The 12,239-nt window shown below is 63.5% G+C and carries 11 protein-coding genes; 4 read left to right on the top strand and 7 right to left on the bottom strand.

The features are described 5' to 3' along the window. Positions 1–6 precede the first annotated feature (6 nt). From JFT44_RS04400 to JFT44_RS04390, 3 genes are all read left to right on the top strand, one after another. Complete coding sequence (locus JFT44_RS04400) at positions 7–1,695, top strand: SUMF1/EgtB/PvdO family nonheme iron enzyme (protein ID WP_233098289.1); 1,689 nt, start codon at positions 7–9, stop codon at positions 1,693–1,695. Between the two features lie 83 nt (positions 1,696–1,778). After that, positions 1,779–2,708 carry a type VI secretion system-associated lipoprotein TagQ gene (gene tagQ, locus JFT44_RS04395; RefSeq protein WP_128593299.1) on the top strand — a complete coding sequence of 310 codons (930 nt, stop codon included), beginning with the start codon at positions 1,779–1,781 and terminating at the stop codon, positions 2,706–2,708. A 125-nt stretch (positions 2,709–2,833) separates the two neighbouring features. Beyond that, entirely contained in the window at positions 2,834–3,211 is a 378-nt protein-coding gene (locus JFT44_RS04390) for an SCP2 sterol-binding domain-containing protein (protein WP_057961011.1), read from the top strand. A gap of 123 nt (positions 3,212–3,334) precedes the next feature. Here the strand turns inward: JFT44_RS04390 and JFT44_RS04385 are convergent, their stop codons facing one another. The 6 genes from JFT44_RS04385 to exbB form a co-directional block, all read right to left on the bottom strand. Further along, positions 3,335–4,735 (bottom strand): aminoacyl-tRNA deacylase and HDOD domain-containing protein, encoded by a 1,401-nt coding sequence (locus tag JFT44_RS04385; protein WP_057440518.1) that lies wholly within the window; start codon positions 4,733–4,735, stop codon positions 3,335–3,337. Between the two features lie 101 nt (positions 4,736–4,836). Next, on the bottom strand, positions 4,837–6,912 hold the full coding sequence (gene recG, locus JFT44_RS04380) for an ATP-dependent DNA helicase RecG (protein WP_057961010.1): 2,076 nt from the start codon (positions 6,910–6,912) through the stop codon (positions 4,837–4,839). Between the two features lie 8 nt (positions 6,913–6,920). Then, complete coding sequence (locus JFT44_RS04375; protein ID WP_057961009.1) at positions 6,921–7,841, bottom strand: hydrogen peroxide-inducible genes activator; 921 nt, start codon at positions 7,839–7,841, stop codon at positions 6,921–6,923. A gap of 236 nt (positions 7,842–8,077) precedes the next feature. Further along, on the bottom strand, positions 8,078–8,824 hold the full coding sequence (locus JFT44_RS04370) for an energy transducer TonB (RefSeq protein WP_057440517.1): 747 nt from the start codon (positions 8,822–8,824) through the stop codon (positions 8,078–8,080). After that, positions 8,821–9,246: a TonB system transport protein ExbD gene (exbD, locus tag JFT44_RS04365; RefSeq protein ID WP_057961008.1), complete on the bottom strand. Its 426-nt coding sequence runs from the start codon at positions 9,244–9,246 to the stop codon at positions 8,821–8,823. The genes JFT44_RS04370 and exbD overlap by 4 nt, the downstream gene beginning before the upstream one ends. 6 nt (positions 9,247–9,252) lie before the next feature. Further along, positions 9,253–10,266, bottom strand: a complete 1,014-nt coding sequence (exbB, locus tag JFT44_RS04360) for a tonB-system energizer ExbB (protein ID WP_057961007.1) — start codon at positions 10,264–10,266, stop codon at positions 9,253–9,255. A gap of 190 nt (positions 10,267–10,456) precedes the next feature. Here exbB and JFT44_RS04355 point away from each other — a divergent pair, with 190 nt between their 5' ends. After that, complete coding sequence (locus tag JFT44_RS04355; protein ID WP_169989476.1) at positions 10,457–11,308, top strand: SDR family oxidoreductase; 852 nt, start codon at positions 10,457–10,459, stop codon at positions 11,306–11,308. A gap of 141 nt (positions 11,309–11,449) precedes the next feature. Here the strand turns inward: JFT44_RS04355 and JFT44_RS04350 are convergent, their stop codons facing one another. Then, a complete protein-coding gene (locus tag JFT44_RS04350) occupies positions 11,450–12,193 on the bottom strand; it encodes a hypothetical protein (protein WP_057961005.1) in 744 nt (247 codons plus the stop codon). Positions 12,194–12,239 lie beyond the last annotated feature (46 nt).

The raw sequence follows: 12,239 nt of genomic DNA, 5'->3' as shown, positions 1-12,239 counted from the left end.
GCCGCCATGGCGCTGAGCCTGGCCACTGTGGTCTGGGCCGACGAGGCAAGCGATAAGCTCGACAACCCCAAGCCGTTGGCCGATGACGTCAGCCTGCCGCTGCCGTGTGAGGGCAACATGGTGTTCCGCTACGCCTATGTCCTGGCCCAGGGCACCCTGGACGACCGAGAGGTCAGCCTCGGCTACCCGTTCAGCGAAGGCGAGGCGGGCTACAAGCAGTCGTTTATCTCGGGTTATCGCCGCGACTTTATCAACGGTCAATTCACCCTCAAGGATTTGCCCAAGGGCTGGAACAAGGTCATCGCGCCACTGATGCCCAAGACCGACGCCAAGACCCCGCTCAAGCCGATGCTCTACTTTATCGGCAAGTACGAAGTCACCGCGCGCCAGTACGCGCAGGTCATGTCCCAGGCCCAGTCCCTGGCCAGTGGTGAGCCGGCGCCAGCGTGCGAGGTGCCTGAGGGCATGGCCGGGCGCTTGCCCAAGGTCAAGCTGTCGCGCTTTGAAGCCGAGCGTTTCTCGGCGGTCTACAGCGCCTGGTTGATGAAATATCACCGCGACTTGCTGCCGGTCAGTGGCCGCGGTGCTTCGGCGCAAGATGGCGGCCTGGGGTTTGTGCGGCTGCCCACCGAGGTGGAATGGGAGTTCGCCGCGCGCGGCGGCCAGGCAGTGAGCCGCCAGGATCTGGAAGGCCGCTTGTTCCCCCGGCGTATCGAGGGCAGCGACAGCGACGGCCCGCTGGGCGATTGGGCGGTGTTCAACCAGGTCGCCGGCGGCACCGGCCAGGCGGCGCGGCTGATGCCTATCGGTACCAAGTTACCGAACCCCATCGGCATGTTCGATGTGATCGGCAACGCCGCGGAGATGGTCCAGGAGTCGTTCCAGCTGGTTCACGCCGGGCGCCGCCAGGGCACCTACGGCGGCTTTATCGTCAAGGGCGGCAACTACCTGGAGGGCGAGGGCACGCTGTTCAGCGGCATGCGCCGCGAATACCCGCTGTTCGGCGCCGATGGCACGGAGCAAAGCAACGAGACCACGGGCTTCAGGGTGGCGATTGGCGCGCTGTCGGCACCGCGCTCACGCTACAACGAACTGTTCGCGCAGTGGCAGAAAGAGGGGCGCCTGGCCGCGCTGACCGACGCTATCGACGACGCCCAGGACCCGACCAAGCGCCTGGACAGCATCATCGCCGCCAGCGTCGACCCACGGCTGCAGGCCGAGCTGGGGCTGGTCAACGAAGAGCTCAAGCGCAACGTGTCGCTGATCGCCCAGCAGCGCGAGGAGGCGGCTGGCAACCTGATCCAGTCTGCCGCCCTGGTGGCCGAGACCATCAATAACTACAACATCCGCCTGATCAATCTGCAGAAGAGTCGCCAGCAGTCCCTGGACGCCAAGGACGAGGCCAGCGCGCAGTTGTTCGCCACGGCCATCGCCAATGGCCGCAGCGCGCTCGACGGCGCAGTGGCGATCTATATCGACAACCTGGCCACCGGCACGCGCTACACCGATGCGGTGATCCAGGCGCAGTTTCAACGGATCCAGCAAGAGTTGGAGCGCAAGCCGGTACTGGGCAAGAGCCTGGTGACACGCGCGACGTTATTCGTTCGCCATGTCGGCAACTATCGCAAACAACAGCGAGCCGACCCGGCAACGATTTTGAAGGAATTGCTCGCAGCGAGCGGTCAGCGGTCTTGACCGTTGGTTGTATAGCGAGCTTGGAAGGGACTCAGGCGGCATGGGCCGTGCTGGGCAAGACAAACTTAAAAGAGAACACACCTATGCTTTTTTCCCGTAAGGCGGTTTCCAAGCGTTACTTGCTGCTGATCGCGGCTGGCTTCAGCACCGTGCTGACCGGTTGCGCCACGTCGCCGGCCTCCAAGGTCGCGTCGAGCACCAAGGTCGAGTACTACCCCAGCTGCTACGAGCCGGTGCAGCACCTGCGCGCTACTGATTCGGACATGACCAAGTCGGTCGTCACCGGCGCCGCCCTCGGCGCGGCCGGTGGTGCGCTGTTGGGTGCCCTGACCGGCGACTCGGACAAGCGTGGCCGCAATGCCGCCATTGGCGCGGCGGGCGGAGCCTTGGCGGGCGGCGCGGCGGGTTACTACACCGAGCGCCAGAAGCAGATCAGCGATGACAACCAGCGCATCGCGTCCTACGCCACCGACTTCAACAAAAGCGCCTCCGATATCGACCGCAGCACCGCGTACGCCAAGGCGTCCCAGCAGTGCTACCAGAGCGCGTTCACCAAGCTGGTGGCTGACCGCAAGGCCAAGACCGTCAATGACATCGAAGGCCGCAAGCGCCTGGCAGAAATCGTCGCCGGTCTGAAGGAATCCAACGACCTGATCGTTGCGGTCAACGGCAAGGCCAGCGAAGACCTGAACAACTACACCCAGGCCTACGAGAAAGACCTGCAACAGGTGGGTGTGCAGCGCAATGACGTGGTGACCGTGGCCACGGCCGATACCGCCCCGGCGGCGGTGCCGGCGAAAAAAGGCAAGTCGACCGGCAAGGTCGTGACCAAGCGTCCGCCACTGCCCAAGGTGCCGACCGAAGCGGTGAGCACCGAGCGAAGCATCCAGACCGCCAAGGTCAAGCAGACTGAAAGCAAGCAAGTGGCCAGCGCCGGTAAAGCACAGATCGAAGGCACCTGCCGCGATCCGAACCTGGCCGACTGGGCACCGGTGCCTTGCCCTAACGTCTAAGCCAAGTTGTTGCTATAAGCGGTAAACGCCAGCCGATCTCCTGCTAACGCGGGAGATCGGTAGCGTTCCGCGCACAAATCGTTAAACTGCTGCGGCCACCCAATAATTACACTGAGGCCGTGTGCATGAAATTTCGTTTTCTTCTGTGGGTGCTGGGCCTGATGATGGCCAAAGCCAGCCGCAACAACCCTGCGTTCCAGCAGCAGTTGGGTGACAAGGATCTGGCATTCCAGCTGCAGACCCTTGACGGCAAGGTTGCCCGTCACTTCATCGTCAAAGATCAGCGCATCACCAGCCACTCGGGTGTCCACCCGGAGCCGGCATTTGCCATCGCGTTTAAAGACGCCGCCTACGGCTTCGCCACAATGCAGGCGAAGAACAAGCAACTGGCGTTCATGACGGGGATTCAGGACAAGTCGATCCAGATCAAGGGCAACCCGGCCCTGGTGATGTGGTTCCAGGGCTTGACCAAGTATCTGAAGCCGAAGAAAAAGAAGGCCTGAGAGACCGGGTTGGATTCATCGCAGGCAAGCCAGCTCCCCACATATTGAGTGCATTCCAACGTTGGAACCCGGTCAACTGTGGGAGCTGGCTTGCCTGCGATAGCGGTACAACAGGCGCCGGCTTCAGCCCTGGCTGAACTGCGACGCCAGTTCGCGCAACAACACCTCGGCATCCAACACCTTGCTCACCACCTCCTCGGCCTTGTCGCGGCTCAGGCCCAGGCGCTCCAGCAGTTCGTCCGGAATCTCGGCCTCAGGCCCGGAGCCAATCCCACGCCCGCGCAGCAAGCGCACGGCCAGGCATACCAGGTTCGGGTATTCGGCGTATTGGCCGTCGTAGCTCGGGTCATGCTGGAAGCGCAGGGCCGTGGACAGCTCTTGCGGCATATCCCAGTAACGCATCAGCCAGGCGCCGATCTGCTCGCGGCTGATGCCCAGCAAGTGCTGCTCGACATAGCTGTGGCACAGGTGCGGGTTGACCTCCAGGTGCCTGCAGATCAGCGAGAAGTGCGGCGGGAAGACGTGGGCCAGCAACAGGTAGCCAAAGTTGTGCAGCAGGCCCGCCAGGTAGGTCAGGCCGGCTTCCGGGCGCTGGGCGCGGGGCATGGCGCGGGTCAGGCCCTCGATCACTGCGGCGGTGTAGATCGACTGGTGCCAGTAGGGCGTGGCCTGTTGCGGATGGTCCTTGGGCAGGCTCAAGGTCTTGCCCAGCGCCAGGCCCAGGGCCAGGTTGATCACCAGGTCGAAGCCCAGCACACGCACAATTGCGTCTTCTACCGAACGGATCTTGCCCGGTGAGGCGTAGTACGGCGAGGCCGCCCAGCTCACTACTTGCGCGGCCAGGGCCGGGTCGGTCTCGACCACGCCGGTGATGTCGTCGATGGTTGCGTTGGGATCGACCCGCAGCTTGATGATCTTCTGCGCGGTATCGGCCAGCGGTGGAATTTCAATGGTGGCTTCCAGGCGTTGCTGGATGCGGCGCGCGGTAAACGCCTGCATCGCCTGGGTAATTTCGTCGCGGTCGTCGTTGGGACGGTCGAAGTTGGGCAGGATGCGGCTCAGGGGTTCGCCGAAGTTGGCGGCACTGGCTTTGTTCAGCAGGCGCTTGAAGTCGTCGCTGGCGATTTCCAGCAGCACGGTGGCTTCGCCCGAGTGCACCAGCAGGGTCGGCTCGCGCAGCAGGCTTTCCTCGTACAGGCAAGGCGAGCTGGTCAGCGGCGGCAGGCCGGGCAGCAGGCTCAGGCTGTGTTTGCCGAGCATGCGATCCAGGCGCTCCGGCGCGACAGCGGTCAGGTTGCGGCCGGTCAGTTCGGTGAGGCGATTGAGATCCAGCAACTGGCTCTGGGGAAACAGCACCATCAGGGCGCCCACCGCGTCATCGAGCAGTACCGCTTGAACCTTTCGGGCCGGGTTCAGGCCGGGGTGGTCGGTGACTTCCGTGTAGTTGACGGCGAGTTTTGCGAGCAAGTCCCGAATGACCGGGGGTGCGGTCGGCGGGGCTGTGGCGTGGGCAACTTCTGACATGGCCGGATCCAATTTCCTACATTTGCTTGGAGTATAACCAGCTTGGTCCGGCCGGGGGTGTCTAACTGCGGTTTGTGATGGTGTCGGCTATTGGCGGGCTGTCAGACCTGGCCGTATTGCTGGCCGTGGCGCAGCCAGCGATCCAGCAGCGGGCTGACGTGGTGCGGCCAGCGCTCCAGCAGGGCCTGGGCTGCATCGCGCACGGCAGGTAGCAGGTCGGCATCGCGCATCAGGTCGGCCACTTTGAATTGCAGCAGGCCGGTCTGGCGGGTGCCGAGCATTTCGCCGGGGCCACGCAGTTCCAGGTCTTTTTCGGCGATCACGAAGCCATCGTTGGTCTCGCGCATGATCCCCAGGCGCTGGCGACCAATCTGCGACAGCGGCGGATGGTAGAGCAGCACGCAGTGGCTGGCGGCACTGCCCCGGCCGACCCGGCCGCGCAGCTGGTGTAACTGTGCCAGGCCCAGGCGTTCGGGGTTTTCGATGATCATCAGGCTGGCGTTGGGCACGTCCACGCCGACTTCGATCACCGTGGTGGCCACCAGCAATTGCAGGTTGCCGGCCTTGAACTCGGCCATCACCGCGGCTTTTTCCGCAGGCTTCATGCGCCCGTGAATCAGCCCGACCTTGAGCTCGCCCAAGGCGCTGGTGAGGTCTTCATAGGTGGTTTCAGCGGCCTGGCAGGTCAGCTCTTCGGACTCTTCGATCAGCGTGCATACCCAATACGCCTGGCGCCCTTCGGCACAGGCGCCGCGCACCCGTTCGATCACTTCGACCCGTCGGGTGTCGGTGACCAGGACCGTGTTGACCGGCGTTCGGCCCGGCGGCAACTCGTCGAGGATCGAGGTGTCGAGATCGGCGTAGGCACTCATGGCCAGCGTGCGCGGGATCGGCGTGGCGGTCATGATCAACTGGTGCGGGTTCATCCGCCCGCCCACGCCCTTTTCGCGCAGGGCCAGGCGTTGTTGCACGCCGAAACGGTGCTGTTCGTCGATGATCACCAGGGCCAGGTTCTTGAATTTAACTTCGTCCTGGAACAGCGCGTGGGTACCCACCACCATCGGTGCGCCGGCGGCGATCTGTTCCAGGGCGGCCGTGCGGTTCTTGCCCTTGAGCTTGCCCGCCAGCCACGCCACTTCCAGGCCCAGGGGTTCGAGCCAGCGCTTGAAGGTGATGAAGTGCTGCTCGGCGAGGATCTCGGTCGGTGCCATCAGGGCCACCTGATAACCGGCCTCCAGGGCCTGCAGCGCGGCCAGGGCGGCGACCACGGTCTTGCCGGCGCCAACATCGCCCTGGATCAGGCGCAGCATCGGTTCTTTCTGGCTCAGGTCGTAGGCGATTTCATTGCCTACGCGTTGCTGCGCGCCAGTCGGTGCAAAGCCCAGGTTGGCCAGGTACTGCGCGGGCAGGCGCGTGGCCTTGGGCATCGCCGGCGCCCGCAGGGAGCGCATGCTTTCGCGCAGGCGCTGCTGGGACAGTTGGTGGGTCAGCAACTCTTCAAAGGCCAGGCGATGCTGGGCCCAGTGATGACCCAGGGCCAATTCATCGACATCGGCATCGGCCGGCGGGTGATGCAGGTAGCGGATCGCGTCGGCCAGGGGCGCCAACTGGTAGTCGCGGGCCAGCTCTTGCGGCAGCCAGTCGGGCAGGCTTTGGGGGCCGAGCAGGGTCAGGGTCTGCATGCACAGCTGGCGCAGGCGCTGTTGCGTCAGGCCTTCGGTGAGCGGGTAGATGGGGGTGAGGGTGGTGTCTACCGGCGGGGGTTCGTCGCCGGTAATGGCGCGGTATTCCGGGTGGTAGATTTCCAGGCCCGACGCGCCCGGCCGCGCTTCACCGTAGCAGCGCACACGGGTGCCGCGCTTGAGGCCTTCCTTTTGCGCGTTGCTGAAATGGTAGAAGCGCAGGCTCAGGCCGCCGGTACCGTCCTGCAGGCGCACCACCAGGCTGCGGCGCTTGCCCATCACCACATCGGCACCGCTGACGGTGCCTTCGACCACGGCATCCTGCCCAGGGCGCAGATGGCCGATGGGCACTACGCGGGTGCGGTCCTGGTAACGCAGGGGCAGGTGAAACAACACGTCCTGGAGGTTCTCCAGGCCGACCTTGGCCAGTTTCTCGGCCATGGCTTCACCGACACCCTTGAGTGCCGTCACCGACACCTGCGACAGCTCAGTCATACACGTACTTAGTTCGCGGCAGGCGGCTTGGCCACCGAGCACAGGCGGATCGAGTCGGCGAGGATATCAATCGCTTTCGGGCGCGGGAAACTGGCGCGCCAGGCAATCGCCACGGTACGGAACGGCACGGGCGGGGTGAGCGGACGCACTTCAATCACGCCGGCCGCGTAGTGGTGGCTGTCGACGGCCGACAGCGGCAGGATCGAGATGCCCAGGCCGGACGCCACCATATGGCGAATGGTCTCCAGGGAGCTGGACTCCACGGTGGTGTGCTTGGCGCCGTCGTTGCCCTTGGTCAGGGTCGGGCAGGCTTCCAGCACCTGGTCGCGGAAGCAATGGCCTTCACCGAGCAGCAGCAGGCTCTTGTCGTTGAGCAGGCTGGCGTCAATCGTGTCTTTTTGCGTCCACGGGTGCGAGGCCGGCATCAATACATAGAACGGCTCGTCGTAGAGCGGCAATGTCAGCACGTCGGCTTCGTTGAAAGGCAGGGCGATGATGATCGCGTCCAACTCACCGTTGCGCAGTTTGTCGCGCAGTACGTGGGTGAAGTTTTCTTCGATATACAGCGGCATCTGCGGCGCGACGCGGTGCAGTTGCGGGATCAGGTGCGGGAACAGGTACGGGCCGACGGTATAGATCGCGCCGACTTTCAGCGGGGCGGTCAGCTGGTTCTTGCCGGCCTGGGCCAGCTCACGAATGCTCTGGGCCTGCTCCAGCACCTTCTGCGCCTGGGCAACAATGCCTTCGCCAACCGGGGTGAGGCGCACGGCGCTTTTGCTGCGCTCGAAAATCAGCACACCGAGTTCGTCTTCAAGCTTTTTCACGCCCACCGACAGCGTCGGTTGGCTGACATGGCAACGTTCGGCTGCATGGCCGAAGTGTTGCTCTTGGGCGAGGGTCACGATGTAGCGTAATTCTGTAAGAGTCATAGCGGGCGTCCATGAGGTTGCGGGCCAAGCATACCGGCTGCAAACGATAGACGCACGTTATCAGAGCTTGATTGGGGATTGAGCGGTTTGTGCGGGGGATTTTGCTTAATGGCGTTGGCCGTTTTGTGTGGGGGTGGGCTTGTTCGCGATGGCGGTGTGTCAGTCACTGTGGATGTTGACTGTTACACCGTCATCGCGGGCAAGCCCGCTCCCACACAAACCCGCTCCCCCAGGGGTTAGCGGCGGCGCTTCTCGATGTTGTAGACAAACGGCGCAACGATTTCGATGCTGCCGTTGGTCAACATCTCGGCCGGAGGCTTGGGCAGCGGTTGGGCGCGACGGATCATCTCCAGGGTAGCGCGGTCCAGGTCGGCGTTGCCGGAGCGGCCCACCAGCTCATAGGACAGCACCTTGCCTTCGGCATCCACCACGAACCGCAAGCGGTTCAAGCCTTCCTTGCCACGGGCCTGGGCGCCTGGCGGGTACTTCTTGTACTTCGCCAGGTGACCGAGCAGCGTGCTTTGCCAGGTGGCCTTGGCCGCGATCTGTGCCGGCGAAGGGCCGGGTTGCGGCTGCGCGGATTTCTCCGAAGGCGCGTTGTTCTGAGGGGTTTCGCTCGGCGGATCCTCGGAGGGTTTCTCCTTGGGCTGCTCGACCTTTTTCTCAGGCTTGGGCGGCTGCGGCTTAGGCTTTGGCTTGACCGGCTTGGGCACGGAAATCGTGGGCTTGGGTGCCTCGGCCAGTTTCGGCAAGGGCAACTCTTCCACCGGTGCCGGCGGTTGCGGTGGCGTCACCACCTTCGGCGGGGCCGGAGGGGGTGGGGCTGGCATCGGCGCCAGGTCGATGACCATGGCAGCCGGTGGCAACTGCACCATCTGTGGCGCCGACCACTGGAGCGCGAGGATGATCGCGACGGCGTGGACGCCCAGCACGACGGCGAGGCTGGTGCCATAACGCGTCAGTTTGTGGCGCGTCGTGATCATTTCTTGGCTGCCGTCTCAAGTCCGACCAGACCGACCTTGAGGTAGCCGGCTGCCCGCAGGGCATCCATCACGCTCATCAGGTCGCCATAGTCCACGCCCTTGTCGGCCTGGAAGAAGATCGTCGTGTCTTTCTTGCCCTGGGTCCGGGCGTCGAGCACCGCACCGAGGGTTTCGGGTTTGACTTCGTCTTCGCCCAGGAACAGACGCTGGTCAGCCTTGACGCTGAGGAACACCGGTTTCTCCGGCCGGGGCGCGGGTTTCGCGCTGGAGGCGGGGAGGTCGACCTTGATATCCACCGTGGCCAAAGGGGCTGCCACCATGAAGATGATCAGCAGCACCAGCATCACGTCGATAAACGGCGTGACGTTGATTTCGTGGTTCTCGACGAGCTCGTCGTCGCCTTGATTCAAATGCAGGCCCATGGCCGATTACCCCACTTTCACCATGTGCGGTTGCGAGCTGCGCTCGGTAGGCAGGTGATCGAGGTCGCGGCTGACCAGCAACAGGACTTCTGCCGAAGCGTCCGACACCTGGGCCTTGTAGCCGGCGATCGAACGGGCGAACACGTTGTAGATCACCACCGCCGGAATTGCGGCGACCAGGCCCAGGGCAGTTGCCAGCAGGGCTTCGGCGATGCCGGGGGCAACGACGGCGAGGTTGGTGGTCTGGGTCTTGGCGATGCCGATGAAGCTGTTCATGATGCCCCACACGGTACCGAACAGACCGACGAACGGCGCGGTGGAACCGATGGTCGCCAGCACGCCGGTGCCGTTGCTCATGTTGCGACCGCAGGCTGCCACCAGGCGCTCCAGGCGGAAGCTCACGCGTTCCTTGATGCCTTCCTTTTCGCGGGTGTTGGCCGACAGACGCATTTCTTCCAGTGCGTCGTGTACCAGCAGGTGCGCCAGGGTGCCCTTGATGGCCGCGCTTTCGCTGGCTTCTTTAAGGGTGGTGGCTTTTTTCAGGTTGGCGATTTCCGTGCGCAGGCGGCGTTTGGCGCCCAGCAGCTCGAAGCCTTTGGCAATCCAGATGGTCCAGGTGATGATCGAGGCGATGGCCAGGCCGATCATCACGATCTTCACGATGATGTCAGCGTTCTGATACATGCCCCAAGGCGACAGGTCGTGAGCCATGCCCAGGGTGTTGTCTTCTTCCAGAACCACGCCGGTTTCATCTTGCGGGGCTACGCCTTCGGCGGCAGCCGGGTCGGTGGCCGCAGGAGCGACAGCTGGAGCACCGGGTGCTGCGGCATTTTGCTCTGGTGCGGGGGCCGCGGCCGGGGCTGGCGCAGTAGCGGCAGGCGGAGTGGCCGGTGCCGTGGCATCGGCGAGCGCGGCGGTCGGTGCCAGCAGGACGCTGAACAGCAACGCAGTTATCGCGCGCCAGACGCGGGACGGGCTGTGAGGCTTGGTTGGCGAAGCGGGGAGGTTATTGCGTGTCATGCTGGCCGGACCTGATAGAAAAAATAAGGGCTTGCCCTGCCAGACCGCATAAAGGGTCGAGGACAAATGGGCGGTTATTATTGCAAGTAATTCTTGTTAACAGAAGTAATACAGTATCTTTATTTGTGCTTTTTCTGGCCGCTGGTCACCTGCGAGGGCTAATCTAGACCTTTGAGAACGGAGTTTTGTGATGTCTGCGCCTTCTGTGGTGATCGCCGGTTGTGGTGATGTAGGTAGTCGGCTGGCTAGTCAATTGCTGGCTGCCGGATGGGAGGTGCATGGCCTGCGGCGTAATGTCTCGCGCCTGCCCGAAGGGGTGATCGGGATTGCCGGCGACCTGTTCAAAAAGGATTGTCCCGACACCTGGCCGATCGGCGGTGTGGACTACCTGGTGTACTGCGCAGCCGCCACCGACCATGACGAAGCGGGCTATCGCAAGGCCTATGTCGAAGGCTTGCAGCATGTGCTGGAATGGCTTGACGACTATGGCCAGCAGCCCAAGCAGCTTGTGTTTGTGTCCAGCAGCAGTGTCTATGGGCAGCAAAATGGCGAATGGGTCGATGAGGCGTCGCCTACCCAGGCCCTTGGCTATTCCGGGCAGGTGATGCTGGAAGCCGAGCAAGTGGCATTCGACAGCGGCATCCCGGCCACGACTGTGCGCTTGACCGGTATCTACGGGCCGGGGCGTGAATGGTTGTTGAGCCAGGTGCGCCAGGGCTATCGCGTGGCGGTGGAGCCGCCTTTGTACGGCAACCGGATACATGTTGATGATGCGGCAGGGTTGTTGGCGTTTCTGCTGCAACATGTAGAGCAGGGCGGTTCGTTGGACAAGGTCTATATCGGCGTCGACGACGCGCCGGCGCCGCTGGCTGAGGTTGTGGGCTGGCTGCGTGAGTACCTTGGGGTGACCGAGTGGGCCGAAGACGCCAGCGTGCGGCGCGCGGGCAGCAAGCAGTGCAGCAATGCGCGGGCCAAGGCGCTGGGCTGGACGCCAACCTATCCGAGTTATCGCGAAGGCTACGCCGCTATCCTCAAAGGCTGACTTTTCTTGCTAGGCACCGGCTTGTGTGGGAGCTGGCTTGTCGGATCGCTATGACAGCATCACCTCGGTGTCACTGACACACCGAGGTGCCTGCATCGCGGGCAAGCCCGGCTCCCACGCAAGCCCGCTCCCACATTGAGGTTACTGTTTTTCCAGCAACCACTGGCGTGGCCCGGGGGTAAACGAAGGGACTTCGTCGGCCTGGGAGGTATTGATCGCCTGGAAAATCTCCAACTGCTTGTCATTGCGACTGAAGATCCACGGGTTGCCCTGGCCACCTTGTTGCAGCCAGATGCTGTCGTAGCCACCGCTCATGGAGGCGCAGTCGCCCGCCAGGCACAGTGAGTACTGCTCGGCGCCCGGCAGCCCGCTTACTTGGCCGTTGGCCTGGAACTGCACGGTGGCGCCCAGGCCGCTGCCGCTGGTGATTTTCCAGCTGCCGCCCATATAGGCCGAGTACAGCGCCCGTTCGAAGTTGGCACCCAGGGGCGCGCCTTCGGGGGCAGGGTCCTTGGGGCGGTCAAATAGCTGTTCGGGCTCGTTGTCGTTGGCCACTTGCAGCAGCTGTTTGCCCTTGCGCTTGAGTTCGGTGGTCGAGCTACCGTAGAAATCAACGTTCCAGGTGCCGGACTTTTCCCCGGCCAGGGTGCCTTCGGGGCGTTCAAAGCCATTGAAGTAGCGTGCCTGGTTGGCCTTGGTGTTGACCTCCCATTCGAGGTTCGGACCGTAGGCTTGCAGGGCTTCGCGCAAAGGGCCGCCCTTGGACGCCGCATCAATGGCGACCTGGTTGATCCAGGTGCCGCTCACATCCCGGGTGGCAGGATTGCTGGCACAGCCGCCAAGGAACAGGGCGAGCAGCGTGGAGGCAACGAGCGCTTTGCGCATTATGAAATCCTTTTAAAACGAAGTCGGCGCAACCCTGTGGGTTGCG

The sequence above is a fragment of the Pseudomonas sp. MF5691 genome (assembly GCF_016405645.1).
Classification (GTDB): Bacteria; Pseudomonadota; Gammaproteobacteria; order Pseudomonadales; family Pseudomonadaceae; genus Aquipseudomonas; species Aquipseudomonas shahriarae.
The sequence above is the reverse complement of the archived record's forward strand: the minus strand, read 5'-3'. Positions and strand labels throughout refer to the sequence as shown.

Coding starts and splice junctions, on each gene's coding strand:
- JFT44_RS04400 (WP_233098289.1), top strand. CDS start 7: ATGGCGCTGAGCCTGGCCACTGTGGTCTGGGCCGACGAGGCAAGCGAT.
- tagQ (WP_128593299.1), top strand. CDS start 1,779: ATGCTTTTTTCCCGTAAGGCGGTTTCCAAGCGTTACTTGCTGCTGATC.
- JFT44_RS04390 (WP_057961011.1), top strand. CDS start 2,834: ATGAAATTTCGTTTTCTTCTGTGGGTGCTGGGCCTGATGATGGCCAAA.
- JFT44_RS04385 (WP_057440518.1), bottom strand. CDS start 4,735: ATGTCAGAAGTTGCCCACGCCACAGCCCCGCCGACCGCACCCCCGGTC.
- recG (WP_057961010.1), bottom strand. CDS start 6,912: ATGACTGAGCTGTCGCAGGTGTCGGTGACGGCACTCAAGGGTGTCGGT.
- JFT44_RS04375 (WP_057961009.1), bottom strand. CDS start 7,841: ATGACTCTTACAGAATTACGCTACATCGTGACCCTCGCCCAAGAGCAA.
- JFT44_RS04370 (WP_057440517.1), bottom strand. CDS start 8,824: ATGATCACGACGCGCCACAAACTGACGCGTTATGGCACCAGCCTCGCC.
- exbD (WP_057961008.1), bottom strand. CDS start 9,246: ATGGGCCTGCATTTGAATCAAGGCGACGACGAGCTCGTCGAGAACCAC.
- exbB (WP_057961007.1), bottom strand. CDS start 10,266: ATGACACGCAATAACCTCCCCGCTTCGCCAACCAAGCCTCACAGCCCG.
- JFT44_RS04355 (WP_169989476.1), top strand. CDS start 10,457: ATGTCTGCGCCTTCTGTGGTGATCGCCGGTTGTGGTGATGTAGGTAGT.
- JFT44_RS04350 (WP_057961005.1), bottom strand. CDS start 12,193: ATGCGCAAAGCGCTCGTTGCCTCCACGCTGCTCGCCCTGTTCCTTGGC.